The organism is aff. Roholtiella sp. LEGE 12411 (assembly GCF_015206995.1).
Classification (GTDB): domain Bacteria; phylum Cyanobacteriota; class Cyanobacteriia; order Cyanobacteriales; family Nostocaceae; genus Komarekiella.
In genome coordinates this window covers 1-25,097 of sequence record NZ_JADEXR010000055.1, presented here as the reverse complement: position 1 = coordinate 25,097, position 25,097 = coordinate 1, and the positions used below count along the sequence as shown (strand labels likewise).

At 41.3% G+C, this 25,097-nt stretch carries 25 protein-coding genes and 2 pseudogenes; 9 read left to right on the top strand and 18 right to left on the bottom strand.

The window, feature by feature from the left end:
• The first annotated feature begins 180 nt into the window (after positions 1–180).
• On the top strand, positions 181–555 hold the full coding sequence (locus IQ246_RS14435) for an NINE protein (protein ID WP_194004050.1): 375 nt from the start codon (positions 181–183) through the stop codon (positions 553–555).
• Positions 556–569: 14 nt separating this feature from the next.
• Complete coding sequence (locus IQ246_RS14430) at positions 570–1,103, top strand: ComEA family DNA-binding protein (protein WP_194004049.1); 534 nt, start codon at positions 570–572, stop codon at positions 1,101–1,103.
• Between the two features lie 44 nt (positions 1,104–1,147).
• Here IQ246_RS14430 and lepB read toward each other — a convergent pair whose 3' ends face one another.
• From lepB to IQ246_RS14410, 4 genes and pseudogenes are all read right to left on the bottom strand, one after another.
• Entirely contained in the window at positions 1,148–1,720 is a 573-nt protein-coding gene (gene lepB / locus IQ246_RS14425; protein ID WP_194004048.1) for a signal peptidase I, read from the bottom strand.
• Between the two features lie 463 nt (positions 1,721–2,183).
• A pseudogene (locus tag IQ246_RS14420) lies at positions 2,184–2,504 on the bottom strand (type II toxin-antitoxin system PemK/MazF family toxin).
• 26 nt (positions 2,505–2,530) lie between these two features.
• Positions 2,531–2,800, bottom strand: a complete 270-nt coding sequence (locus IQ246_RS14415; protein WP_194004047.1) for a hypothetical protein — start codon at positions 2,798–2,800, stop codon at positions 2,531–2,533.
• Positions 2,748–3,086, bottom strand: coding sequence for a hypothetical protein (locus IQ246_RS14410; protein WP_194004046.1), 339 nt, complete (start codon positions 3,084–3,086; stop codon positions 2,748–2,750). Before IQ246_RS14410 ends, IQ246_RS14415 begins: the two co-directional genes overlap by 53 nt.
• A 525-nt stretch (positions 3,087–3,611) precedes the next feature.
• Here IQ246_RS14410 and IQ246_RS14405 point away from each other — a divergent pair.
• Together IQ246_RS14405 and IQ246_RS14400 are read left to right on the top strand one after the other, a co-directional pair.
• Positions 3,612–4,676 carry a reverse transcriptase domain-containing protein gene (locus tag IQ246_RS14405; RefSeq protein ID WP_339379289.1) on the top strand — a complete coding sequence of 355 codons (1,065 nt, stop codon included), beginning with the start codon at positions 3,612–3,614 and terminating at the stop codon, positions 4,674–4,676.
• A gap of 30 nt (positions 4,677–4,706) precedes the next feature.
• Entirely contained in the window at positions 4,707–5,615 is a 909-nt protein-coding gene (locus tag IQ246_RS14400; protein WP_194004045.1) for a hypothetical protein, read from the top strand.
• Between the two features lie 104 nt (positions 5,616–5,719).
• Here IQ246_RS14400 and IQ246_RS14395 read toward each other — a convergent pair whose 3' ends face one another.
• Complete coding sequence (locus tag IQ246_RS14395) at positions 5,720–8,191, bottom strand: ATP-dependent Clp protease ATP-binding subunit (protein ID WP_194004044.1); 2,472 nt, start codon at positions 8,189–8,191, stop codon at positions 5,720–5,722.
• 591 nt (positions 8,192–8,782) lie between these two features.
• Positions 8,783–9,331, bottom strand: coding sequence for a ribosomal protein S18-alanine N-acetyltransferase (rimI, locus tag IQ246_RS14390; protein ID WP_194004043.1), 549 nt, complete (start codon positions 9,329–9,331; stop codon positions 8,783–8,785).
• 91 nt (positions 9,332–9,422) lie between these two features.
• Here rimI and lysA point away from each other — a divergent pair, with 91 nt between their 5' ends.
• The 3 genes from lysA (at position 9,423) to IQ246_RS14375 (ending at position 12,785) form a co-directional block, all read left to right on the top strand.
• Positions 9,423–10,835: a diaminopimelate decarboxylase gene (lysA, locus tag IQ246_RS14385; protein WP_194004042.1), complete on the top strand. Its 1,413-nt coding sequence runs from the start codon at positions 9,423–9,425 to the stop codon at positions 10,833–10,835.
• Between the two features lie 280 nt (positions 10,836–11,115).
• Entirely contained in the window at positions 11,116–12,039 is a 924-nt protein-coding gene (cdaA, locus tag IQ246_RS14380) for a diadenylate cyclase CdaA (RefSeq protein ID WP_194004041.1), read from the top strand.
• Positions 12,036–12,785 (top strand): isoprenyl transferase, encoded by a 750-nt coding sequence (locus tag IQ246_RS14375; protein ID WP_194004040.1) that lies wholly within the window; start codon positions 12,036–12,038, stop codon positions 12,783–12,785. Before cdaA ends, IQ246_RS14375 begins: the two co-directional genes overlap by 4 nt.
• Here the strand turns inward: IQ246_RS14375 and IQ246_RS14370 are convergent.
• From IQ246_RS14370 to dnaK, 7 genes are all read right to left on the bottom strand, one after another.
• Positions 12,782–12,934, bottom strand: a complete 153-nt coding sequence (locus tag IQ246_RS14370; RefSeq protein ID WP_194004039.1) for a hypothetical protein — start codon at positions 12,932–12,934, stop codon at positions 12,782–12,784. The two genes, IQ246_RS14375 and IQ246_RS14370, sit on opposite strands and share 4 nt — an antisense overlap.
• 8 nt (positions 12,935–12,942) lie before the next feature.
• Positions 12,943–13,218, bottom strand: coding sequence for a DUF3143 domain-containing protein (locus IQ246_RS14365; RefSeq protein WP_194004038.1), 276 nt, complete (start codon positions 13,216–13,218; stop codon positions 12,943–12,945).
• 51 nt (positions 13,219–13,269) lie between these two features.
• On the bottom strand, positions 13,270–13,794 hold the full coding sequence (locus tag IQ246_RS14360) for a J domain-containing protein (protein ID WP_194004057.1): 525 nt from the start codon (positions 13,792–13,794) through the stop codon (positions 13,270–13,272).
• 118 nt (positions 13,795–13,912) lie between these two features.
• Positions 13,913–14,167 carry a type II toxin-antitoxin system RelE/ParE family toxin gene (locus IQ246_RS14355; protein ID WP_194004037.1) on the bottom strand — a complete coding sequence of 85 codons (255 nt, stop codon included), beginning with the start codon at positions 14,165–14,167 and terminating at the stop codon, positions 13,913–13,915.
• Positions 14,167–14,367 carry a hypothetical protein gene (locus IQ246_RS14350; RefSeq protein WP_194004036.1) on the bottom strand — a complete coding sequence of 67 codons (201 nt, stop codon included), beginning with the start codon at positions 14,365–14,367 and terminating at the stop codon, positions 14,167–14,169. Before IQ246_RS14350 ends, IQ246_RS14355 begins: the two co-directional genes overlap by 1 nt.
• 64 nt (positions 14,368–14,431) lie before the next feature.
• Positions 14,432–15,439 carry a DnaJ C-terminal domain-containing protein gene (locus IQ246_RS14345; protein WP_194004035.1) on the bottom strand — a complete coding sequence of 336 codons (1,008 nt, stop codon included), beginning with the start codon at positions 15,437–15,439 and terminating at the stop codon, positions 14,432–14,434.
• Between the two features lie 326 nt (positions 15,440–15,765).
• The gene (gene dnaK, locus IQ246_RS14340) at positions 15,766–17,877 is read right to left on the bottom strand and encodes a molecular chaperone DnaK (RefSeq protein ID WP_194004034.1); all 2,112 of its coding nucleotides are present in this window, start codon (positions 17,875–17,877) and stop codon (positions 15,766–15,768) included.
• Positions 17,878–18,196: 319 nt separating this feature from the next.
• On the opposite strand from dnaK, the gene IQ246_RS14335 reads away from it, so the two are divergent.
• On the top strand, positions 18,197–19,045 hold the full coding sequence (locus IQ246_RS14335; RefSeq protein WP_194004033.1) for a M28 family peptidase: 849 nt from the start codon (positions 18,197–18,199) through the stop codon (positions 19,043–19,045).
• 712 nt (positions 19,046–19,757) lie between these two features.
• Positions 19,758–19,961 (top strand): hypothetical protein, encoded by a 204-nt coding sequence (locus IQ246_RS14330; RefSeq protein WP_194004032.1) that lies wholly within the window; start codon positions 19,758–19,760, stop codon positions 19,959–19,961.
• A 475-nt stretch (positions 19,962–20,436) separates the two neighbouring features.
• On the opposite strand, the gene IQ246_RS14325 is transcribed toward IQ246_RS14330, so the two are convergent.
• The 5 genes and pseudogenes from IQ246_RS14325 to IQ246_RS14305 form a co-directional block, all read right to left on the bottom strand.
• A complete protein-coding gene (locus IQ246_RS14325) occupies positions 20,437–20,895 on the bottom strand; it encodes a transposase family protein (protein WP_194004031.1) in 459 nt (152 codons plus the stop codon).
• A gap of 121 nt (positions 20,896–21,016) precedes the next feature.
• Positions 21,017–21,454, bottom strand: coding sequence for an Rrf2 family transcriptional regulator (locus tag IQ246_RS14320; RefSeq protein WP_194004030.1), 438 nt, complete (start codon positions 21,452–21,454; stop codon positions 21,017–21,019).
• Positions 21,455–21,647: 193 nt separating this feature from the next.
• Positions 21,648–23,381 (bottom strand): iron uptake porin, encoded by a 1,734-nt coding sequence (locus IQ246_RS14315; protein ID WP_194004029.1) that lies wholly within the window; start codon positions 23,379–23,381, stop codon positions 21,648–21,650.
• A 376-nt stretch (positions 23,382–23,757) separates the two neighbouring features.
• The gene (locus IQ246_RS14310) at positions 23,758–24,039 is read right to left on the bottom strand and encodes a 4a-hydroxytetrahydrobiopterin dehydratase (RefSeq protein WP_194004028.1); all 282 of its coding nucleotides are present in this window, start codon (positions 24,037–24,039) and stop codon (positions 23,758–23,760) included.
• A gap of 903 nt (positions 24,040–24,942) precedes the next feature.
• Positions 24,943–25,097: pseudogene (locus tag IQ246_RS14305) on the bottom strand (photosystem II D2 protein (photosystem q(a) protein)); the annotation flags it as partial.

Here is a 25,097-nt window from a genome sequence, read left to right as displayed (position 1 = left end):
CGCTAAAGCGTCAACTAAGAATAACCTCTACTACCCAATTTTTCTTTGACGACTAGTAGTTAACTAGAATAGATTTATATGCTTGCTGGTCAGTAGGAATTCTGTAATGCTTAATTTATCAAGGTGCTTTGCTACTATGGCTGTCTTAGGAATTGTGGTAGTGGTAAATTTGTTGAGAATATGTTGACTAAGCGCAAAAGCCGAAGCGTCGCCGCTATTTTAGCTCTTTCCGGTACGCTAACAATTTCAGGGTTACATAAATTCTATCTGGGACAACCGCTGTGGGGTCTGTTGTATGTTTTGCTTTCCTGGACACCAATCCCCAAGGTAGCTAGTGCTATTGAGGGGGTTTGGTACTTAGCCCAAGACGAAGAAGCTTTTGACCGTAATTTTAATTTAGGCAAGTCAGCAACAAGAAACTCACAGCAGACAAGCAATCAGGTAGGAGTGGTGGCTAACGCCTTGCGTGAGTTAGATGGTCTCCGACAGGATGGACTAATTTCAGAGTACGAATTTGAGCAAAAGCGCCGCCAGCTGCTAGACCAGATTTCTTGACGCAAGCGACAATCATGAACAATTGGCTACCTTTGAACCCCAAGTTGCAAAAGCTCCGTGCCCAGCTGCTCAAAGATCCTTACTATCGGCTACAATCTGGGGAAGAAATTCAGATAGCGGCAGTACTGGGTATCCGCATTGATGCCAATCAAGCAACTGTAGATGATTGGTTGCGCTTACCTGGTTTGTCAATTCACCAAGCGCGATCGCTTGTAGAACTTTCACGTTCCGGTGTTAAATTTTACTGTATTGAAGATATCGCTGCGGCTTTGAGTATGCCGTTACTGCGGCTAGAGCCACTAAAGCCACTGCTAAATTTTAGTTACTATGATGACGAATCGCTAGCTAATTCTACGGTTTTAGTTAACCCGAATACTGCAACAGTTGAGAAGTTAGCACAAATTCCATTTATAGATTTTTCTCTAGCCCAAGCAGTGGTGCAAAATCGGCTATCAGCTGGGCCTTACCGTAATCTAGTTGATTTCCAGCGACGACTGGAACTTCCTGGTGATGCGATCGCCCAGCTGATGTATTATTTAAGGTTTTAAGTTTGGGGAGTTATAAGTTTTAAATTCAAATAACTCCAAACTCTTTAAATGAACCCAATGCGGTCGAGAGGCCAAAAACGAAATGTTGCTCGACCAATGATATTTTTACTAGGTAAAAAGCCCCAGTAGCGAGAATCGTTACTATCGTTGCGGTTATCACCCATAACAAAAAACTCGTCTTCAGGGACTTTCACTGGTAGGAAAGGCTTATTTGGTGGTTCAGCAATGTAATCTTCTAGTAAGGGTTGACCGTTGAGATATACTTTGCCTGAAGCAACACCAATTACCTCTCCAGGCTTACCAATTACCCGCTTGATGAAGGCTTGGTCTTTGGGATATCCCCGACGTTGTAGTTCTGCGGGGGGCTGAAAAACAATAATATCGCCAGTTATGGGAGAGTGAAAACGGTAGGATATTTTTTCCACTACCAGGCGATCGCCCGTATGTAAGGTAGGTAACATTGAGTCAGAAGGTATATAACGAGGTTCGGCAATAAAAGTCCGGATCAGGAGTGCCAAACACAAGGCGATCGCAATTAGAGTCAGATTTTCTTGCCAATCACGCCATACTTTTGATGACGCGGTAGCTTCTTTTGCATCACTTTCGTGAGGAGTCATAGAGGTTTTCAGCCAATTCAAAAAGTGGGACAAATACCTTGATTATTTTGGCGTTAAAGGTATACTTGTAAGCAAGCTGGGTTTTACATCAACCCATACAAATATTAGTAATACACTTATCGCATCTACCAAAATTAAGCAAAACTAGTGTGCATAAACTATAACCTGCTAAGGCGATATAAGCTGAAGATTAGGACTACTAGATAGATTATTAAATTTCCTAATCTTTATTGCTGCAATTATAAAGCAAGGTTCTAGCTTATTTTCAGTTTTGCCTCCTTCTCTTAAAAAAACAGTCACCGGCTGGTAGAGAGAGATAACGAGTTACTCCTTAATTCCTGATTTATGTTGATTCTATGTCAATAGATAATTGTGTGCGATCGCGTAAGTTAAATCAACGTATTTAGCCTTTTTAAAGGATTGCTGATAAACCTGCCATAGCGAAAGAAACAAAAACGATTTATCAAAAATACTCAACTACCGCAGCAACAGCTGTAGCTATTTCCTCCATAATTTCAGTCGAACATTCTCCAATTTTATGGATGAATCTTTGCACATCCATACCGCGCAATTGTAAAACATTTACAGCAGAAGCTTTTGTCAAACTATTTTTAGTATCTGCTTCGATTTTGATATGGCAGATATTGCCAGTGTAATATTCCTTCTAGTCAGTGATTGGTGCGACTAATTTAATAGGTAATTTACCAACACCATCGGAGATTACCACCACAGCAGGTCGGATTTTTTTAATTTCTGCTCCCACTGTTGGATCAAAATTAGCCAGCTAATCTCTCATAACTTTCAAGGAACTTAGGCGAATTCCGCAGCTAAAAGCCTACCTTCAATTGGTTCATACTCATCTTCTAGTAACCATAACTTGGCTGCATTATAGTCATTACTAGAAAATACAATTTTATAACCCTGCGCTGGGTCATAAATTTTACAGTTTTGCTCACTGTCACAAAGCAATAAAAGAATGTACGGAGGGGATAACATTGCATCTATCCATACTTCTGTAAATTCCCAGTTATTCTTCACTAGGTCTTGTGCGGGGGATGATGTGGTATTGGTCGTCTGCATTAATTTTTATCTCCCCATAGTAAAGTAGAATACGGCTACCATCTGGACTGATTCTATAACCTATTGGTTCATTAAAAAACATCCCATAACGGTCATATCCTCGAATCATTCCTGTGAACTGCCCATTTTCTATTATGGCTTGAGTAACTCTATTCATTGTAGGTTCATCGTTAAATACATGAGCGGCAAGTCCTCGTTTGAGAAGTCTTTGACTTTGAGGTGTACCTGCTATGTGCTTGGCAACTTGTCTAACGTCAAGGCTAATTTGACGATTAATTCCACTCATGATTAAGGGTTAAGTGTTTTGTATTTCCAGGATTTACACTGAAAACAGCTAGATTCCACAATTACGATAAGAACAAAAATTTATATAAGTTGGTCTGAGGCACGAAACCCCAACGCTACCAATGTAATTTGTTGGATTTCTTTATTGTTCAGCCCAACCTACCACTTATTTAGTTATTTTCACCTAATACTTTGAGACCATTTGCCTGTAAAATTACCTAAAGGTAAGTCTGAATCAGTTGTAAGCAATGATTTCTTAGACAAACCACTTCAATCACTTGCGGGAATAAGTATTGATTTCCGTTGTTGATCCTGCGACGGTGTATTTCACGGTCAGCTTTACGAGGTTTTTAGTCTTCTAAATTGCCTCTTGATCCTTATCCGAATAGGCGAGAATACACCCGCAAGTGATATTTTTTTATTTCCAATTGTAGAAATTAGCATGATATCTGTGTCAAGGCTAAATCTAAATATGGCTGTTACATCGCTCAAAGGATAGCTGATTAAGGATAACTCAGGGGACAAAGTGAAAAAAAACTCTCAGTTGCTTCTTGCAGATAGCCCCGAATCTTTACGAGAGAAATTTTACTCTCTCAAACAACCAATGGATATAGCTGACCTTTTAGAGGTTTCCTATTCTCGTCTTGTTTATCATATATATCTTGTTGAATCTGACAAACGTTATATAACTTTTGAGATAGCTAAAAAGTCTGGTGGTATTCGTCAGATATCAACTCCGATAACTGCACTTAAAATTATTCAGAAAAAACTTAATCAAGTTTTACAAACAGTGTATGAGATAAAACCATCAGTGCATGGGTTTGTGAGGGGAAAAAACATTGTAACTAATGCTCAAGCTCATACTAAAAAACGCTATGTTCTAAATCTTGATTTAACTGATTTTTTTTCGTCGATTAATTTTGGTCGAGTCCGGGGTATGTTTATGGCTGCACCCTATGGTTTGCATCCAGATGTAGCGACAGTTTTAGCTCAGATTTGTTGTCATAACAATCAGTTACCTCAAGGCGCACCAACTTCACCCACCGTGACTAATATGATTTGTGCCAAGATGGATAGTCAATTGCAACGTTTAGCTAAAGAGTACAAAGCGACTTATACAAGGTATGCAGATGATATTACTTTTTCAACAACTTTACCTAAGTTCCCTGAACAATTAGCATATATAGTAGGTCAAGAAGATGTAAATAAAATTTTTATTGGTAATAGATTAATATCAATTATTGATGAGAACGGATTTGAGGTAAATAATCATAAAAATCGACTGCAAGTCAAAGGTAATCATCAAGAAGTAACGGGATTAACGACTAATCTATTTCCTAATGTTGACCGAAGGTATGTGCGTCAGGTTCGTGCTATGCTTCATGCTTGGGCTAAATTTGGGCTTGAGGCTGTGGAAAAAGAGTATCAAGAAAAGCATGAATCTCAAAGCAGATTACCCGCCAAGTATAAACAAAATTTTAAACAAGTACTTCGGGGCAAAATAGAGTTTATTGGTATGGTTAAGGGAAGAAATGATTCTATCTATAAAAAATATTTAGAGCTTTATACTAAAATTAGTAAACCTCAGTAAATTGTCTAAATGCACAATGCTGGATATTATATGGATGAAGAATTAAAACAAGAAATTCAAGACCTAAAAAGTAATATTTATTTATTATCTAATGAAATAAATTGTCAATTTATTAGATTAAATGAGAATTTTTCTAGTAACATAAATCAACTATCAGAGCAAATTTCTAAGTTATCTGAAACACAAGCATTAACTAATAAATCAATTGATAACATTACAATTAACACTGATAAAGAAAATTTCCAAAAAACTCAGAAACAGTCAAAGATACCAGATAAATATTATATTGATTATTTATATATAACGGATACAAATTATTCATCTTGGGTTGATAACTTAAAAAAATATAGTAAAGATATGGCTGAATGCCGAGATAAAAAGCAGATTACAACTTTTTGTGAGTCTGCTCGTAATACTTTAGAATCTGCAATCGAAGTTCTTTTTGATGAAGAATATAAATATATTAATGAAAATAATAAATCATTTTTAGAAGCTTATAATAGAGTGCAATCATCTTATAATAAGCGAAAAAATAGTAACTGGGATTTACCGCAAATATGTGTAACTGTGCCAAATTCTGCCATCAAATCAGAAAATTTAAAAAACATTGGTGGCATCTACATTGATAGAAAAAACATAGAAAAAATCCGAAAGCAAAGCCTTCCTGCATCAGTTAAGATATTTTTTGAAATTATTAAACCTAACTATATGGAAACGCAGCATCTAAAAGACAATTTTTTGACAATAATGAATATGAATAAATTAAGAGCTTTAAAGACTCATGGTAGTAAATCTGATTTAAATTCACAACTAAATGAATTGGGGCCTTATGCAAAGCAATTATACTATTCAAGCGAAAATTTTGAGACTATCCAAAAAGCAATATCCTGGTTTGTACAAGAGATATACAAAAGAGTTCGTAAAATATCTAACAATTAATATAAATAATTTTTCGCCTCAGAGAGTCAAAAAAACGGTAGAGCAATAAACACTCTACCGTTTTCTAATTTTCTATTTGAGATTTAAACCTCAAACTTCAAAACTTACTCAACCACTTGGGGTAATAATTCCCGGCGCTGTTGAGAACTTACCTGAACCTTGCCAGTGTCATCGACATCAACGACGGCTGTATCGCCATCCTTGATGCGACCAGACAGAATTTCTTCTGCTAGGCTATCTTCTAACAAGCGCATAATCGCTCGACGCAGAGGTCTTGCGCCGTAGCTGGGGCTGTAACCTTCTTCGATTAAGCGGTCTTTGAAACGATCGGTGACTTCTAAGGTGATACCTTTTTCGGTCAGACGACCAAACACTTCCTTGAGCATAATTTCGGCGATTTGTGTCACCTCTGGCTTGCTCAACTGACGGAAGACGATAATTTCATCGAGTCGGTTGAGGAACTCTGGACGGAAGTACTGCTTGAGTTCTTCGTTCACCAAAGAGCGAATCCGGTTGTAAGTTGACTCGCTCGCATCTTCTCCGGAGAATTCAAAGCCGATACCGCTGCCGCCTTTTTCAATTACCTTAGAACCAATATTGGAAGTTAAAATCAGCAAGGTGTTCTTGAAGTCCACCGTGCGTCCCTTAGCATCGGTTAACCGACCGTCTTCCAAAATTTGCAGCAACATGTTGAACACATCGGGGTGTGCTTTTTCGATTTCGTCAAAGAGCACCACAGTGTAAGGACGTCGCCGCACGGCTTCGGTTAGTTGACCGCCTTCGTTATAACCAACATAACCAGGAGGCGAACCGATCAGCTTGCTGACGGTATGACGCTCCATGTATTCCGACATATCCAAGCGGATCATCGCTTCTTCGGAACCGAAGAAGTAAGATGCTAATGACTTCGCCAACTCTGTTTTACCCACACCAGTAGGCCCGGAGAAGACAAAGCTAGCAATAGGTCGATTGGGATTTTTCAAACCGACACGAGCACGGCGAATTGCCCGTGAAACTGCCCTCACAGCTTCGTCTTGGCCAATAAGACGCTGATGTAGGGTGTCTTCCATGTGCAGCAGCTTTTCAGATTCAGATTCGGTGAGTTTGTTCACCGGCACCCCAGTCCAGGAGGCGACAATGTGGGCAATGTCTTCTTCTGTAACTACGGGTTCTTCGCTTTCTGTGCCAGCTGCATTGGTTTTGCTTTGAGCGATCGCGCGAATTTCTGCTTTGATTTCCATCTCGCGATCGCGCAGTTCTCCAGCTCGATCAAAGTCTTGAGAGCGGACTGCATCATCTTTTTCCTTTAAGATCTGACGCAGTTCTTTGTCTAACTCCTTGGCTGCGGGTGGCAGTTGGGAGTTAATCAAGCGTACCCGAGAACCAGCTTCATCAACCAAATCGATTGCTTTATCTGGGAGGTAGCGATCGCTAATGTAACGATCAGATAACTTAGCCGCCGCCACCAATGCTTCATCAGAGATTTTCAGCTTGTGGTGTTGCTCGTAGCGCTCGCGCAGACCATACAAAATTTCAATTGTCTCATCTACAGTGGGTTCGCCGACCATTACTGGTTGGAAACGACGCTCAAGAGCTGCATCCCGCTCGATGTGTTTGCGATATTCATCTAGGGTTGTCGCGCCGATGCACTGCAATTCACCTCTTGCCAAAGCTGGCTTGAGGATATTCGCCGCATCGATAGCACCTTCTGCTGCACCTGCACCAATTAAGGTGTGAACTTCGTCAATCACTAGGATGACATTACCCGCAGAGCGGATTTCATCCATGATTTTTTTCAGACGTTCTTCAAATTCACCCCGGTATTTAGTTCCTGCAACAAGCAAACCGATATCTAGCGTCACCACACGCTTATCTTCCAGGATGTCAGGGACATCTTTGTTGGCAATACGTGATGCTAAACCTTCAGCGATCGCGGTTTTACCAACACCTGGTTCCCCAATTAACACTGGGTTATTTTTCGTCCGGCGACCCAATATCTGAATCACCCGCTCAATTTCTTTGGCGCGTCCCACCACTGGATCGAGCTTGTTGTCTGTTGCCATTTGGGTGAGGTTCGAGCCAAACTCATCCAAAGTCGGGGTTTTTGTGCGACCGGATGAACCGCCTGGTGAAACTTCAGCAGTTTCTCCCAACATGCGGATTACTTGGGTTCTTACCTTAGATAAATCCACACCGAGGTTTTCTAGCACCCTGGCTGCTACACCTTCCCCTTCTCGGATTAGGCCCAACAGCAGATGCTCGGTGCCGATGTAGTTATGCCCCAGTTGGCGTGCTTCTTCCAAGGATAGTTCTAAAACTCGCTTTGCCCGTGGCGTAAATGGAATTTCCACAGCAACAAAGCCTGAGCCTCGTCCTATAATTTTTTCAACTTCAATTCGAGCATCTTTGAGATTGACACCCATTGATTTCAGCACCTTGGCGGCCACACCAGTGCCTTCACCGATCAGACCCAAGAGGATCTGTTCGGTGCCGACAAAATTGTGGCCTAAACGGCGGGCCTCTTCTTGGGCCAGCATGATTACCTTAATGGCTTTTTCTGTGAAGCGTTCAAACATGGCATTTTTCCCATCACCTGCGTCGTGCCGGTACGCTGATTTTAGCACAGGCTAAGCTTTTGGACGCCTGTATAAAGATTATAGACATCCAAAGCTTCTTACTCAGGTTAATGGGGTAATTGCTAACTATTAATTACTTCTATTTGGCTAGTGTACTGAGGAGCTTGATTTTACCAGCGTTTTTGGCATTGATTACAAACAACTAACCGCTGGTATTGAGTGTTTGTCAATTTCATCCCAAACATTAACAAATATCAAATATATTTCTTAATGTCAATATTAGAGCAAAGTTATAACTTTTATTTATCTTTAAAAAAATACAAATAAGTTATTTAAATAAAAAATTTGTGTCAAAATGGCATTTTTTTGCTGACCATGTTCAATTGTCAAGTAGAAGCTACCAAACATTGCTGTTATCTCGCTTATGTTACTTGAGGAAGAGAAAAACTAACGATCCAACGTTGACTAAAGACAGACGAGCAACAGAAGATTCTCAAAATGATGTCAATAGTAACAAATTTACATCAATTTTTAGCTAAATTTGCTACTGTAGGAAAAAACGACCTTTAATATTGGGTTTATCTCAATTTCTTAAAAAATTAACTGCCAAGAGGATTTGCTGAGGCGATCGCAAACTAAGGTATACCAATTTTTCAAAGTTGCTTGAAATTGTGGCTCTTGCAGGTCGCAAATCCAAAGAATTAGTGCATCCTCACCGTTATCTTGGTAGTAACGCCGACGCCGCCCGGCTGTTTTGAAGCCAAATTTTTGGTATAAAGATATGGCTGCTGAGTTAGAAGCTCGGACTTCGAGGGTAGCTCGCTCCAAGCCGCGATCGCAAGCTGTATTTATGAGTGAATATAGTAAAGCTTGCCCCAAACCTTGACGGTGATATTGGGGATGAACTGCCAAAATTGTAATGTGGGCTTCCTCTAAAATTGACCAAAAGCAACCCATTCCCAGTAGCCTCGAATTAGAGAGAGGCGAAAATAAACCCAGTAAGTCGCTGTTGGGACTGTCCAACTCACGTTGATAGGCATCCATTGTCCATAAACCACCAAAACAGGCTTGATCCAGTTCTAGCAATGCACTTAGATGCTCTAGTGTCAGTAATTTAAGTTCTAAGTCTAATGAAATCACATTTATTGAATAAGATTACAAACCCTTTGTAAACTGGGAATCGGGAGACTTACTTACGCCCGTAATTTGAACAAGGACAACTATTATAGTTATGGTATCGACTCGCCCCACTGGGGTTAAACATTCTGGAAATCAGTATTTACCTCAAAAGCCCAGCACCAACACAAAGCTTTCGCCTAATCAAGAACTTTTACCCTTGAGTGCCAGAGTTCATAATCATGACTTCCTGGAAATTGGTGGGTGTGATGTCACAACCCTAATTCAAAGGTTTGGTTCACCTTTATATATTTTAGATGAAGAAACCCTGCGTACTGCTTGTCAGCAATATCGAGATAGCTTTAAGCAATACTACAACGGTGAATCTCAAGTACTGTATGCCTCAAAAGCTTGGAATTGTTTAGCAGTTTGTGCGATCGCGGCTTCCGTTGGTTTAGGAATAGATGTAGCATCTGGTGGGGAACTCTACACCGCCCTGCAAGCGGGTGTCAGTGCTGATAAAATCTATCTGCACAACAATAATAAATCTCGTGAAGAACTCATTTTTGCCATAGAATCCGGTTGCACTATTGTGGTAGATAACTGGCACGAGTTACGTACTTTGGTAGAAATTGTAGAGACGTTGTATACAACATTTCTACAAAATCCTCGGATACTATTGAGGTTAACTCCAGGTATTGAATGTCACACGCATGAATATATTCGCACGGGACAACTAGATAGTAAATTCGGCTTTGATCCGAATCAGCTAGAGGAACTGTTTAGTTTTATAAGCAAGCAATCTGCTGTTGACTGCGTAGGGTTACATGCTCATATCGGTTCTCAAATTTTTGAGCGCCAACCGCATCGGGATTTAGCTGCTCTTATGGTGCAGTGGTTGCGGGAAGCGGCAAAGTATGGTTTAAAACTGACAGAATTAAACGTTGGTGGCGGTTTAGGGATTAAGTATATAGAATCAGACGATCCCCCTAGCATTGAAGAATGGGTAAAACCCATTTGTGAAGTAATTCAACAAGCTTGTGAAGTCGAAAATCTGCCTTTGCCGAAGTTACTATGTGAACCGGGGCGATCGCTAATTGCCACAGCTTGCGTCACTGCCTATACTATTGGTTCATCCAAAGTTATTCCCGAAATTCGTACCTACATAGCAGTTGATGGAGGAATGTCTGATAATCCCCGCCCGATTACTTACCAATCAGTTTATCGAGCAGTAGTTGCCAATAAAATGTCTTTTCCTTTAACAGAAACCGTCACAATTGCTGGTAAACATTGTGAATCAGGAGATATTCTGATTAAAAATGCTTTACTGCCAAAAACAGAACCACAGGATATTCTCGTAGTTATGGGAACTGGTGCGTACAATTACAGTATGGCATCTAACTACAACCGCTTACCCCGACCGGCAGCAGTTGTAGTGGCGAATGGCGAAGCAAATTTAATTTTGCAACGCGAAACTTATCAAGACTTAATTCGACAAGATTGCCTACCAGAGAGACTAAAGAGTTAGTCATTTGTCCCCGAAGTTCTGATCGGAAACCGAAGTTCACAGCGGAGGCTTCCTCCGCTCTGACTTCTCTGTTGGTCATTAGTCATTAGCCAAGAACTTATTACAAATGATTAATAAACGCCAGTTGCTACAACGGGGGGAACCCTCCGTTTGCACAACGTCTTTGCTAGAAGAAGTTCTGAGCGCCGGCTTGCGGCGAGCAAACAACTCTTGGTAACGCACTGGCTCCTAATGACTAATGACTAATTGTAATTAGAGGCAAAAGTGTAATCCAGATGTCATGAGAGATTGGTGGAAGCAATGGCTGACAAACCTAGGATGGTCACAGTCCTTGCTGCTTGGGACTCTGGATATTGTGTTAGTTCTGGCGCTGACATACATGATACTAGTTATTATTAGTGAGCGCCGGACACTGTGGATGGTGCGGGGATTCATTATCTTGATGCTAGCGTCAGCACTAAGTAGCAGATTAGGGCTACCTTTATTAAATTTTGTACTAGAGAAGTTGGTAATTGGTTGTGCTGTAGCAATGGCAGTTGCTTTACAGTCAGAGTTTCGGCGGTTTTTGGAACAACTAGGACGTGGCGAGTTCCGCCAGTTATTTCAACCTTCAAGTTTGGCAATACCCAAGTCTGATAGTGTAATTGATGAAATAGTAGAGGCTGTTAAAGAATTGTCAAAAAACCGCATTGGAGCTTTACTAATTTTGGAAACCACAGGTCCAATTGATGAGCGAGATTTTTCTGTGCCTGGAGTAAAGCTAAATGCAGAAGTTTCTAAGGAACTGATACAGACAATTTTTCAACCGAAAACTTTGTTACACGATGGGGCAACATTGATCCGTGGTTCGCGGATTGTGTCATCGGGTATAATTTTACCACTTTCGGGACGCACAGCCTCGCGCCAGTTGGGAACACGCCACCGGGCGGCGATGGGAATTACTGAGCGGGTCGAAAATTGCATTTGTGTCGTTGTGTCAGAAGAAACGGGTTCTATTTCTTTAGCGGAACGAGGAACTCTAAATAGACCACTGACGATTAGGAAGCTGAAAGAGTCATTAGATGCTCAATTGTCTCCAACGGTGGATCGGGAAGCTGTCGCTCCAGGTCTGTTAAGTTTAGCTCGTCAGATAGGTGGGAAGGCACTAGCACTAGTTTCACGTTTACTTGGATTACCATCGACCGCTTCTCGAGATAAAAAATGACAGTACAAGAAACTAAACTGCAAGATTTGCCCATTGACTTGAAACGAGAACTGCTACCCAAGCATGTTGCGGTGATTATGGATGGCAATGGTCGATGGGCTAAACGCCAAGGTCTACCTCGAATTATGGGGCATAAAGCTGGTGTAGATGCTCTTAAAGATTTGCTGCGTTGCTGTAAAGATTGGGGAATTCAGGCGCTGACAGCTTACGCTTTTTCGACAGAGAACTGGAAAAGGCCGCAGGAAGAAGTAGATTTTTTGATGACCCTGTTCCAAAGAGTCTTGCGCCAAGAACTACGGGAAATGGTAGAAGAGAATGTTCAAATTCAGTTTGTGGGAAATTTGCAGGCTCTACCACGATCGCTCCAACGAGAGATTTCTCGTTCTATGGAAGAAACTAGCAACAATCCCGGTATCCGGTTTACAGTCGCAACCAATTATGGGGGACGGCAGGAGATTTTACAAGCTTGCCGAGCGATCGCCGAAAAAGTCCAACAAGGTCTACTACAACCTCATGAAATTAATGAAAAAGTGTTTGAGAGCCATCTCTACACAGCAGGAATTGCAGACCCAGATTTACTGATCCGTACCAGTGGAGAAATGCGCCTCTCAAATTTCCTTCTCTGGCAAATGGCTTATGGAGAAATGTACATAACAGAAACTCTCTGGCCAGATTTCGACCGTACTGAGTTTCATCGTGCTTTGTGTGCCTATCAGCAAAGGGAGCGGCGGTTTGGCAAAGTCTAGGGATTGGGGACTGGGGACTGGGGATGAGGAGGACAAGGGAGACAGGGGGACAAAGAGAATAACCCATGCCAATGCCCAATGCCCAATGCCCAATGCCCAATGCCCAATGCCCAATGCCCAATGCCCAATGCCCAATGCCCAATGCCCAATTCCTAATTTACGGCCCAGAAAAAACCGCTTGTTCTATATCTTCTCGACTAAGGGAATACTTGAACGAGCGTTGGATCTCTTGCTGATTTTCTCCAGATTGGATATTATATCGCACAATAATTTGCTCAAGATCAAGCCAGAGTTCAGCTTGCCAACTGGGACGTTGCACATGCCAGCAATGCCGCTGTGTTTCATCTTGTTGACAGCCTTGGTTTTTTAGCCACTGCTCAATTTGCGGCAGAGGATGGTTATATAAAGGGGTTTCCGAGGGAAGAAGAGACATAAGCAATACAAAATTCTACTTAGGAATAATCAACAAAAATATTTTTTAATTTTAATCTTTAATTCCACTCAGGGCAGTGGGTGGCGAAAAGTTAGTAATCTGGTGTTGTATAGATGGAGGTGGTTGCAGCAGTTGCGTTTGAAAAGCAGCATCACCGCGAGTTAAGCCAATGGCGATCGCTAGCAGCAGACAACCCACAAAGGTCAATACTAAAATAAACAAAACAAATATTTCGCCAGAAGAGAGGGGGCGATCGCTGGCATCGAGGTAAGCTGATTTAGACCAGTCGTGGGAACCAGAGACGGGATGGTTCAAGTCGGGGGGTGCTTGAATGACCCCAAAGCGGGAATAGCCAATTTTTATATCGTAGCTTAAGCGTCGTTCTGGGCTGCTAAGGGTGGCGTAGGCTTCGTTGATTTGCTGGAATTTAGCAGTAGCAACAGCAGTAGCCAACTCTGTAGTATCAGGATGATAGCGTTTGCTCAGTTCTCGATAAGCACGACGAATATCGATTACCGATGCCGAGGGATGCAATCCTAGCAGGGAGTAATAAGTGGGTTTACTGCTTTGTGACATTGCCCCATTGTGATTCACGGCTGTTTGAGTCACCTTGCGATCGCGTTTTTTCTATTATTTATTGTAAACCTCTCAAGTTCACAGCACCCGAGTCTCCTATGTCTAACTCAAAGGGTACTTAGCGATAAACATCGCGTCGATGACCAACGTGAAGAACAGTAATCATTGTTTGCTCATCATCAATCTCGTAAATCACACGATAATTACCGATTCGGATACGCCATCCTTCCAGGTTAGTCAATTTTAAGCAACCAGGTGGTCTGGGATCTTCAGCAAGAGCGCGAATACCCTCCCTGACTCGTTCATAAGCATCAACAGGTAAGTCTTCTAACTCCTTCTGAGCGCGGCGTAGAATAGAAATAGTGTAACTCATCAACGAGCTTGCTCAATTTCACTAACTGCTTGCTCAAATGGAATAGCCTCATCTTCAGAAGCCTTAGCAGCCTCATAGGCGCGAATTGATTCCAATTCTTCTAACTCCTCAAGCAGTTGATAGTAATTTGCTATATCCAGAATTACTCCAACGCGATTCCCTTTTTCATCTACTATGTAGCTTTCTTTGAATGTGTTCATAGAACTTCTATTTATTTAGAGTGGATATCAAATCATTAATTTATCTAGATATACTTCCTCATCCCTAACCAAGTAAATCAGCGCGGGGTTTAAAGGTTTCAACTTGCCGCAATTTTTCATAAAGTTCCCGTTCTTGGGCACTAATATTCTTCGGCGTAACTATCTGAATCTCCACCAATTGATCGCCACGTTTAGCGTCTTCGACGGGGTAGCCTTTATTGGCCAAGCGGAGTCTTTGACCAGACCTCACTCCTGGGGGAATGGTCATTTTCACTGGGCCATCTAGAGTTGGGGCTTCTACCTGTCCTCCCAAAACTGCCTCACTAGGAGTAACTGGCACCTGGCAAAATATATTAGAGCCTTCCAGCTTAAACAATGGATGAAGTTCAACGGTAATTTTTAAATATAGGTCGCCGCCGCCAATACCTTGGTTCCGCAAGCGGATAGTTTGACCTGTTACCATACCTGGAGGCATATTAACTTCTAGCGATCGCCCATCTTCCAAGCGAATGCGTTCACTGCCACCTTGATAAGCTTTTTCTAATGGTAAGGTCAATCTGGCTTCTATATCGCGGCGGGTGGGGCGGGGGTTGACTGTATATTGAACTTTTGTATTGGTGGAACGAAACGGATCTTCCTTGGTGCTGCTAGCAGTATTTGTCCCGTTTTTACTTGCTTTACGACCACCTACACCAATGACTTGATTAATAAAGTCCTCAAAGTTGGAAAACTGTCCAGGATCTACTTCTTGAGTGCTGGTGCGACCATTAGTGCGATTATCTACCCCCCAGCCTCCTTTACCTCGTGGCGTTGTTTGTTTGCCAGCAAAGCCTTGTTGTTTCCAGTAGCGGCTAAACTGGTCGTACTGTGCTCGCCGCCCTGGATCAGAAAGAACTTCATAAGCCTGACCGACAACCTTAAATTTTTCTTCTGCTTCTTTGTTTCCTGGATTTAGGTCTGGATGATACTGTCGTGCTAAGCGTCGATAAACCTTTTTAATTTCCTCATTGGAGGCTTCTTTAGATACTCCCAAAATCTCGTAATAATCGCGGAAATTCTGCAAATTTTGCATAGTTCAATTAATTAACTTTAGAATTTAGTTTTAAGACAAGTTGCTTGCCTGAATTTCGGCGATCGCTTATCTTCTTCTGTGGTAGATGCTACGCATTAAGCGTTGGGGCAACTTCTTGTACAGAAGCTATGCCCAAAGGGCTTTACGACAAACAGAACTTTAAGAATTTTAGTAATGGATAAGCTACGACTTCAAATACTTAATTCTTAACTCTCTTACCCATTACCAAATCCTAATTCTGAATCAACTTCATTATTTATTTGGACTACCAGATCTGTGCGATGAGGTCTAGGCGAGATTTATTTACCGCCCATTCATGAATACTGTTACCAATCATCGTCATCATCCCAGTTATCCTGGTAGCTTGGACGAGATTTGCGAGAAGAACGGTTGTCATAGGATGAGGAACGACTGTCTTTGTTATAGTCTCGGTTGTTGTAATCCGGGTTGCTATAGTCTCTGCTGTTATAATCCCGGCTGTTGTAGTCTTTGCTGTTGTAATCCCTCCCATAAGAATCGCGTTCTCGGTACGTATCTCTGGGAGATTCGCGTTCCCGTTCTTTATCGCCACCAGTAAAGATGTCACGGATAGTACCAAGCAAGTCGTCTTCTTCGTCCTCAGCATAATACTGGCGAACTTCTCGATTTAGCTCATACAGAGCATCTTGCAAGTCGGCGTAAGCTTGGTCAATACCGCGATCGTCGTTTTGCTTGAGACTCTCCCGTAGTTCCTGGCTAATATTATCAATTCGTTGGCGGCGGTTGCGGGCAAACTGCATCCCAAATTCCAGCGCCACTTCTCTAAGTTGTCGTTCTGCTTGAAAAATTAAGCCTTCAGAACGAGTACGCTTTTCTATCCTTTCTTTGCGTTCTCGGTCAACTTCAGCATATTTTTGGGCGTCCTGAATCATCCGATTCACTTCCGACTCGTTCAAAGTGGAAGCGCCTTGAATGGTAATACTTTGTTCTCTACCAGTAGTTCTATCCAGGGCTGTTACCTGTAAAATACCATTAGCATCGATATCAAAGGATACCTGAACCTGGGGTACTCCTCTAGGAGCAGGCGGAATGCCATACAGCTTGAAACGCCCTAGAGATTTATTATTTGCTGCCATTTCCCGTTCGCCCTGGACTACGTGGATTTCCACAGTATTTTGGTTATTTTCAGACGTGGAAAAAATGTCAGAGCGGCGTACTGGTATAGTGGTGTTGCGAGGAATGAGTTTTTTCATCACCCCACCAATAGTTTCTAAACCCATAGATAGAGGTGTGACATCCAAAAGCAGCACATCTTTGAGTTCGCCCGCCAGAATGCCTGCTTGAATTGCTGCACCCACCCCCACAACTTCATCAGGGTTAACATTTTCATTTGGTTCTGTACCAATCAAGTCCCGCACTAACTGCTTTACCATTGGCATTCGTGTGGAACCGCCAACTAGCACGACTTCTTCAATGTCTGCGGGTGACATCCCAGCATCTTTCAACGCCCTTTTAACTGGTGTCCGCAATCGTCCCACCAAATCAACACACAAACCCTCAAACTGGGAACGAGTCAGGCGAGTTTCTAGGTGTTTAGGGCCTTCCTGATCAGCAGCAATAAAAGGTAAGTTAATATCAGTGACGCTGACAGAAGAAAGCTCGATTTTTGCCTTTTCAGCAGCTTCCATCAGACGTTGTAAAGATTGTCTCTCGCGTCTTAAATCTATTCCTTCGGTTTCCAGAAATTGCTCTGCCAACCAATCTACTATTTTTTTGTCAAAGTCATTACCACCAAGTTGGGTATCTCCACTAGTAGCTTTGACTTCAAATATGCCATCGCCAACTTCTAGAATTGACACGTCAAAAGTGCCACCACCCAAGTCAAATACTAAGATGGTTTCCGTGTCACCACGATCCAATCCGTAAGCCAAAGATGCAGCAGTAGGCTCATTGAGAATCCGCAACACCTCTAACCCGGCAATTCTGCCAGCATCGCGGGTTGCCTGCCGTTGGGAATCGTTAAAATAAGCAGGAACTGTAATCACTGCCCCTGTTACTGGTTCACCCAAGTAGCGACTAGCATCGTCTGCTAATTTCTTCAGCACCATTGCCGAAATTTCTTCTGGGGCGAATTCCTTATTGAGACGGGGACAGGCAATTTTAATATTACCTACTTCGTCCTTACGAATGGTATAGGGTATACGCTTTGAATCCTGGCTCAGTTCGCCATATTTGCGCCCAATGAAGCGCTTAACTGCGAAAAAGGTATTTTGTGGGTTGAGAACGGTTTGTCGCAGTGCCATTTGTCCAACTACTCTTTCACCTTCTTTGCTGAAACCAACTACGGAGGGGGTTGTTCGCATTCCTTCTGCATTGGCAATCACCACCGGCTTGCCACCCTCCATTACGGCGACTACTGAGTTGGTTGTACCCAAGTCGATGCCGACTACCTTGCCCATGCGTTACTCTTCTCCTAGCGTGTCTTACAAATTTATTATGATTAGGCGGGACTATCTCTAGCTTTGCGCTACAGGATGAAAACACCTCAATGGTATAATAATCATCATTAAGGTCAGAATAAAAAAATTTAAGTTTGAGGGGCTAGTTGCAAGACTAAGATAACATTGACGATGGTTGGTGTGCTTTAGCAGCATTAACTCTGGTAGTCCAATGAATTTAATTCACTATATCTAAACAGTTGGGAAATAAACCCTAATAACACTATGCCCTGTTTTCCCTCCTGTCTGAAAAAGATTATATTGGGACTATTTTAAACATTTGAATTTAAAAGAGCGATTACAAACTCATCTGATTGAGATTGCGCGAGAACGCGATCCCTACATGGCGACAGCTGGACATTTTTTTGTCCAAGAATACATCCGTCAACAATTTGCACGATGGGGAAGTGTGGAAATCCACACCTTTCTCGTAGGGAGCAAAACCTGTAAAAATCTCATCTTAAATTTGCCTTCCCAGGCTGAACAGCAAAAGCAAGACTTGCCACCAATTTTAATTGGTGCTCACTATGATGCTGTACCCGGAACACCAGGAGCTGATGATAATGCCACAGGTGTAGCAGTATTGCTGGAATTGGCAAGTAAGTTTGCCTCAGAGCCAGCAAAATATCCCTTAAGATTGGTTGCTTTCGATATGGAAGAATACGGTTTGCTGGGTAGCACTGACTATGTAGCCTTGTTGCGCCAACAACAACAACCGCTACGCTTAATGATATCTCTAGAAATGCTGGGCTATCGTGATTCTAACCCTGGTTCTCAAAGCTATCCGCCCCCTCTAGAACGCTTTTACCCAACTCGGGGCGATTTTATTAGTTTAATTGGCAATTTGCGGACGATTCGTGACTTAATTGGGATTAGCCGTAGCATTCGCAAAGTTGGCATACCTAGTCAGTGGCTACCAGTATCAAATAGAGGTTTAATAGTTCGTCAAACAAGACTAAGCGACCACGCACCGTTTTGGGATGCAGGTTATCCGGCAATTATGGTGACAGATACAGCCTTTTTGCGGAATCCAAACTATCACAAACCCAGTGATACAATTGCTACTTTAGATTTAGATTTTCTTACAGGTATATGTGAAGGATTGGAACTTAGTATTCGGCGATTGTGAGCAATAATTAATCGCACTTTCTATAAACCTGATTAGTTGCGAACTGACAAGTCAGCGCTTGCGCTATCGCACACCAAAACTTTTGATTTATTCCCAAAACTGTTATGGGTATATCTTCACTAAAATATAGTAATATATTAGGCTAATCAAAAATTTTACTTTAGAAAACAAGTTTCTTTTTAATTGGGTGATCCAAGCGTATACGCGTAGCAGCTTGTTGCTAGACATCACCTTATGGTTTGAGTATATACCCTAACGACATTAGACCTATCAGAAAACTCGCAAGCCAATATTTACAAGGCTTTGAGACCAGTCCTTGCAGATTCTGTTTCAACGAAGAAATCAGTGTTTGATATAGTTACTGATAGTTTAGAGCGGAAAAATACATAGAGGTTGCCCGACGCAAACACAATTTTTAATTAATACTAAGTTATTTAGGTAAGACAAAAGTTCCAATTCGCAGTCTTACCAGACCACAAATTAACAAAACTATCTCATTATAGCCCACATTCCGCACCCTTAACTGTCACACCCCAAAGAAACGGAGATATTTAGTACATAAGAACTAATGATTGGGAGAGTTGACTAGAATTTATTAGAGCTAGATAGGAATTATTATGATTAACTTAGAGATACGGTTGAATATTTACAACTAAGTACAAAATTTGAGTTCTTAGGTTATTTTGATGGCAAAATTGGTTCAAAATCATTATTGACGATAAAATCAGCAAAAAGCTTAGTAATAAGTTTAGCCGAATCGGAATTTGTGAAAAGTGAAAAACCAGGATATTCATACGTTCAGAAGAAAATAACTTATGGAGATATAAAACAAAGATGGTTAGTTGTACAAAGTCAGGATAGAAAAAAATCTGACTTAAAGAAATTATCAAAGAAAGAGAAATTAGAGCAGCTTTAAAATCCTTAAACTATACTGTAAAAAATCAATTAGGAAAAGCCATAAATAATCCAACCATGCGGTGGATATTTCAATGTTTTCAATCAGTTCATCTTGCTACTTTTCAACAAAAAACAGAATTTTGTAATTTGACATCTGAAATGAAGTACATTCTCCTATTCCTCCCAGAAGCTTGTCGTAATTATTATAGATGTATAAGTTGATTGAGCAATATTATTAATATTTTAATTAGACCATTTAGCTCATTAATAAAATTAATGTTCTGAACAAGTCATGGCGTTTTTAACTTTATTTTCAGACAGGCATAAGTTACAAGGATGTATTGAGTTTGTAAGAATAAAATTGTCTTATTAAAATTTTCCACCAAACCACTCTTATCTTTATTGCTGCTTATTGAGAATATATCTAATAAAATTTCCTATCCCAAATCTGTTTTTTTTGAGACAAATGTAATTTTTTACTCCTTTTCTATGAATTAACTTCCGTAATAACCGATTGTGACAGTTAAGGGTGCGGAATGTGGGTTATAGACATCAGTATTTAATCTAAATCTTTGTGATGCAACTTGGAAAATTTTTACAACACGTATTAAATGCTCAACAAATATACGCTTACTTGATAGATTTTTATTTTCTGATTTTTGTTGTTCATTTAATTGTTGTTTTCTTTTCTTCTTATGAGGGGTAGTAATATTATTCCCACCTTGATACGCTTTATCTCCCTCAAATTCTTGTGTTTCATCAAATTTTGTTTGTTGCTCTCGGAATAATTTTATGTCTGCCGTTGGACCAGGATAACCTACTTTAATATCAATTATATCTTTATGACTTTTTTTAGTATAGTTTACAAGGTCAGTAAATTGGTCATAACTAATGCCCAAAAGTTGCTTTGCTTTTCGTGGATACTTTTGTATATAATCAAAGATACTAATCATTTAATTAGATGTTGGTAGAGAGTCAATTTTACTTTCTACCATTTTTTGTACCTAAATCATATTCCGGACGAGTCTAATAGTCATTAGCATTAGTTAAATAACAAATGACTAATGCTAATGGCTAAATGTAGTACATGATATCCACTTGCCGATGTGATTCTCGTTTTTCCCAAAGATCGTGAAGTGTATAGTTTTGCAACACTGTGTTAGCAGCCTGAGATGCTTCTTGCCATATTTCTTCTATAACAGAACTGTCTACAGTTTTGGTATTGATATCTCCTTCACACGTTTGCACATCTAAACCTTCCAAACATCCTAAAATCTCGAAGAGTGTTATTTTCCGAGGTTCTCGCATCAAAAAATAACCACCCTTAGCCCCGCGTTGACTTTTAACTATACCCCCACGCCTCAAAGTTGCTAGTAGTTGTTCGAGATAACGATCAGGTATGTTTTGTTGTGCTGCGATTTGTCGAATTTGCATTGGTTCCCCGCTTTCGTAATGAGCGGACATCTCTAACAACGCAAGAATTGCGTATTCAGATTTACACGATAGTTCCACAGGTAGGACTGAAGTTTAAAGGTTAAAGGATGAACACTGAAAGGATCAATAAATTACAATTTTTGACTTCATAATTCATCCTCTTCTAGTATACTCCGGTTACTCACTGGGGTTTTTTCGTTGCTATTCCCGAAAAAAAACCCGCCTTATGGCGGGGAGCAATATTTCAAATTACAGGCAAATTTTCAACACTCTAGAAGGTAAAAGTTGTTCTGAGTGTACCGATAATGGCGTCATCATTATCGCTGTTCTGACCAGGAGAAGTCAGATAAATAACGCCAGGAGTGATTGAGACGTTATCCGACACGCGATACTTGTAGAAGCCTTCAATTTGATATGGTACATCGCCACCACCAAAACCTGGTCGGTTAAGGGCATAGGGTTGTGCGCCAGCGAAAACACCTAACACGTTACCTCTCTTACCAAAATCAGATAAGGCAACCCCAGCTCCATAAGTCCAAGATTCAAAATCATCACCAACACCAGAACCTACAACATCAGTGTAGGCTACGAAGCCGCTGACAGAAAGCTTGTCGCTTGGTCTAAATGCCGCCGATACACCGTAGGAATTACTTGAAGATGCATTAGCCAGAGTATTGGCTTGTTGAGTACCTACTACACCAATGGGAGTACCCGCAGCATTATTCAGACTCAGACCCGAATCGAATAGAGCACTACCCGCGCCATTATACCCGTGGACGTAGGTGGCTGCTAAGGCTATGCGATCGCCAAGACTAAAGTTCAACTGACCTAGGGCTGCATAGTCACCGTTGAATACACCTTGACTTGCAGCAGGACTATTTGCTTCCGATCCCAAGTAACCTACAGTGACTGAACTGTTTCCTAAGATACCGCCACCGCGACCCAAAGGTAGGTTAAGTGCTATACCCGCACCACCACCAATACGATAGATGGGACTTTCAGAAGAGAAAGCAGACAAAGCGCCGTTACCGCCGTCTGTTTTGTCGAAAAAGTAAGGGTTGTTAACAGCAGCATAATGACTGTGTCGTCCACCAGCAGCTGCGAGGTAAACTTGAGCTGGCCCTATAGGAACTTCATAGGTCAGTTTGTCTATTTCAACGCTGTTATCACCAGTACTACCGATTTGAAACGTTTGAGTACCCTCAGCACCAGCAATAGTGCCAGTATTACCTTGTATTGCAAAGGCTTGTGCATTACCAGCCGCAAGACGGGTGGTCAAAACGTCTCTACCAGTGAAACTGGTTTGCAAGCCTAAACGTACTCTGTCTTGGAACACAGTGTTGTTGGCGTCGCCTGTTCCATCGCCAAAGGCATCACTAACAGCAAAAATAGCTTCCCCAACCAGTTTGGTGGTAGTGGAGAACTGATTTGCTTCCAATTCAGCGGTACGCGCTTCTAAGGAATCTACCCGACCGCGTAAGGTTGCCAGTTCTGCGGAGAATTCTTCTTGCAACCGCTGTAAGGTAGCTAAATCTTGTTTAGTCACCAAGTCAGCCGTTGCTGTGGCAATTAATTCGTTAACCCGATCCAAACAGGCGTTTAAACCAGCGGCAAATTCATAACGAGTTAGAGCACGATTACCGCGATATGTGCCATTGGGATAGCCTGCAATACAACCATAGCGCTCGACTAAGGACTGCAATGCTTGGAATGCCCAGTCGGTGGGTTGTACATCAGAAAACTGGGAAACCGATGTTACCTGAGCCTGGCTGTTATTCTTGCCGCTACCTTCGTTGCTGTAGCGGTTAACTTGATCTAAAACGTTAGCATCATTAGCTGTTTGAGCTAACAACTCTGGTTGTTGGGTAACCGTAGTTACACTCGGTTGTTCAGCTGGTAATACTTCAGTGGTACTTGGAGCCGCAATTGCTGTTGTTGAAACTAACAATGTTGCTCCCAAAACTGCTGGACTAACCACTAATGATTTCCACAAGAGATTAGACATCTTTCCTTTTCTCCTCACACCTTGTATAGATAATTGCGTTTGTTGCACCTAACTCTCAAAAATGCGACATCTCATCTAAACTTATGGATGAGACATAGTTGCCACTACTACAATTTTAGTTTTTGCAAAGCTAATAACTGATTAACTTAATCGTTAAAAATTTATGCAATCAACCTAGGCAAAAACATATCCTCATATCATAACATTATAAAACACCTGATTCAGATGGCAAGATAGGAGCGATCGCCTTAATAACTGTCACACATAGGTTATGTATATATCTAAGCAGGCAGTAAGGTATTGGGGATTCACTAATCTCTACTTTGCTAAATGGCTAAAAGCTTTATAGAATAAGCATTTTGTCCAGATAAATCACTTAGTTGATTTGGGAAATTACCCTCGCAACATCAAAGTCCTTCTGCGTCAACCCACCTGCATCATGTGTTGTTAGTGTAATTTTGACTTTGTTGTAAGAAATTTCTATATCTGGATGATGTCCCGCAGACTCAGCAGGTTTTACTAACTTATTTACAAACTCAATTGCTTGGATAAAATCCTTAAATGTACGAGTGGCTTGTAATTTAGACTCTTCAACTGTCCAATCTGACAGATAGCTTGCTTGTTCCTGGATTTCAGCCTCAGTAAGTAGTTTTGCCATATCAAAAAGTTCCTATTCTCAGTTAATCAGCATTCAAATTACATATTCACCTAAGAGTTAGAAGTTATAAGCCAGAAGAAAGATTTTCCTGACTGCTGACTTCCCAAGGTTTCAAGAGTGCAAGTTAGATGCACATTCGCTTATAGTTTCATTACTTATTGCACCTTATTTGGCGAAACTTCCCTCATCCATTACATAAAAAAAGTATACGAGGATGGAGTCACTGGTAATTTATCTATTACCAACAGAGATGGACGCTGTTTTACCACGTCTACTCAGTTACCAAGGATTTATGAAGATATTTTTTGTTAATAAGACTTTAACGTCACTTGCGTCTAACTTTTCAGGAGCAAGCATTGATAAATCGAAAGTGCCCATAAATGACTATCCGCTCTGATTTAGATCAGTAGATCTAAGTCAGAGCGGTCTAGCGGGTCTTCAGGTTGCAACCAGACTGCCGGAAGGAACTCCGAGCTTGCCTAGCTACTTGAGCTAACTTAGTCTCTCAAGATGACTAAGGCTAACTTTCAGAGAACAGCCCCAGCACACAGCCGGCTAACTGCAACCTGATGACCCATGCATTTACTACTTTCTATCATGGGCATCACCTCCTTGTTGCCTAAGTGGTCTTAGTATCAAAAAGGCAGAGCGTTTTTGCTCTGAGCTTGTAACTTTATCTAACATAACACATAAATTTAAAAGATATTAACTATAAATAGAAAAACCCCCACCAAAAGGCGGAGGATTACTAAGTAGTGGATAATTTGGGCATTTTTCTAGCTTCTGCCAAGGATATACTGTACTTGCTCGTAGGCTTTCCATAATCCTAATGCTGCAAATTGTCGCCAACCCTAGTCCTTAATAAGGATCATGGGCACTTTATAGTTTGTCTCTCATCATTATTTAGAGGGCGTTACCGCGAGGTAGCACTTCCTCAGGGAATACAAATTGTTCGTGAGGTTGATCTTGAGGAGCCATCCAAGCGCGGATGCCCTCATTCAGCAAAATGTTTTTGGTATAGAAGGTTTCAAACTCTGGGTCTTCTGCCGCCCGCAATT

Bases quoted from the DNA above. Each gene is read 5' to 3' on its own strand.
- IQ246_RS14395 (WP_194004044.1), bottom strand. From the start codon at position 8,191: ATGTTTGAACGCTTCACAGAAAAAGCCATTAAGGTAATCATGCTGGCC.
- IQ246_RS14415 (WP_194004047.1), bottom strand. From the start codon at position 2,800: ATGCAGACGACCAATACCACATCATCCCCCGCACAAGACCTAGTGAAG.
- IQ246_RS14430 (WP_194004049.1), top strand. From the start codon at position 570: ATGAACAATTGGCTACCTTTGAACCCCAAGTTGCAAAAGCTCCGTGCC.
- IQ246_RS14315 (WP_194004029.1), bottom strand. From the start codon at position 23,381: ATGTCTAATCTCTTGTGGAAATCATTAGTGGTTAGTCCAGCAGTTTTG.
- IQ246_RS14325 (WP_194004031.1), bottom strand. From the start codon at position 20,895: ATGATTAGTATCTTTGATTATATACAAAAGTATCCACGAAAAGCAAAG.
- IQ246_RS14410 (WP_194004046.1), bottom strand. From the start codon at position 3,086: ATGAGTGGAATTAATCGTCAAATTAGCCTTGACGTTAGACAAGTTGCC.
- IQ246_RS14435 (WP_194004050.1), top strand. From the start codon at position 181: ATGTTGACTAAGCGCAAAAGCCGAAGCGTCGCCGCTATTTTAGCTCTT.
- lysA (WP_194004042.1), top strand. From the start codon at position 9,423: ATGGTATCGACTCGCCCCACTGGGGTTAAACATTCTGGAAATCAGTAT.
- cdaA (WP_194004041.1), top strand. From the start codon at position 11,116: ATGAGAGATTGGTGGAAGCAATGGCTGACAAACCTAGGATGGTCACAG.
- lepB (WP_194004048.1), bottom strand. From the start codon at position 1,720: ATGACTCCTCACGAAAGTGATGCAAAAGAAGCTACCGCGTCATCAAAA.
- IQ246_RS14345 (WP_194004035.1), bottom strand. From the start codon at position 15,439: ATGCAAAATTTGCAGAATTTCCGCGATTATTACGAGATTTTGGGAGTA.
- IQ246_RS14360 (WP_194004057.1), bottom strand. From the start codon at position 13,794: ATGTCACAAAGCAGTAAACCCACTTATTACTCCCTGCTAGGATTGCAT.
- dnaK (WP_194004034.1), bottom strand. From the start codon at position 17,877: ATGGGCAAGGTAGTCGGCATCGACTTGGGTACAACCAACTCAGTAGTC.
- IQ246_RS14350 (WP_194004036.1), bottom strand. From the start codon at position 14,367: ATGAACACATTCAAAGAAAGCTACATAGTAGATGAAAAAGGGAATCGC.
- IQ246_RS14355 (WP_194004037.1), bottom strand. From the start codon at position 14,167: ATGAGTTACACTATTTCTATTCTACGCCGCGCTCAGAAGGAGTTAGAA.
- IQ246_RS14365 (WP_194004038.1), bottom strand. From the start codon at position 13,218: ATGTCTCTTCTTCCCTCGGAAACCCCTTTATATAACCATCCTCTGCCG.
- IQ246_RS14310 (WP_194004028.1), bottom strand. From the start codon at position 24,039: ATGGCAAAACTACTTACTGAGGCTGAAATCCAGGAACAAGCAAGCTAT.
- IQ246_RS14400 (WP_194004045.1), top strand. From the start codon at position 4,707: ATGGATGAAGAATTAAAACAAGAAATTCAAGACCTAAAAAGTAATATT.
- IQ246_RS14375 (WP_194004040.1), top strand. From the start codon at position 12,036: ATGACAGTACAAGAAACTAAACTGCAAGATTTGCCCATTGACTTGAAA.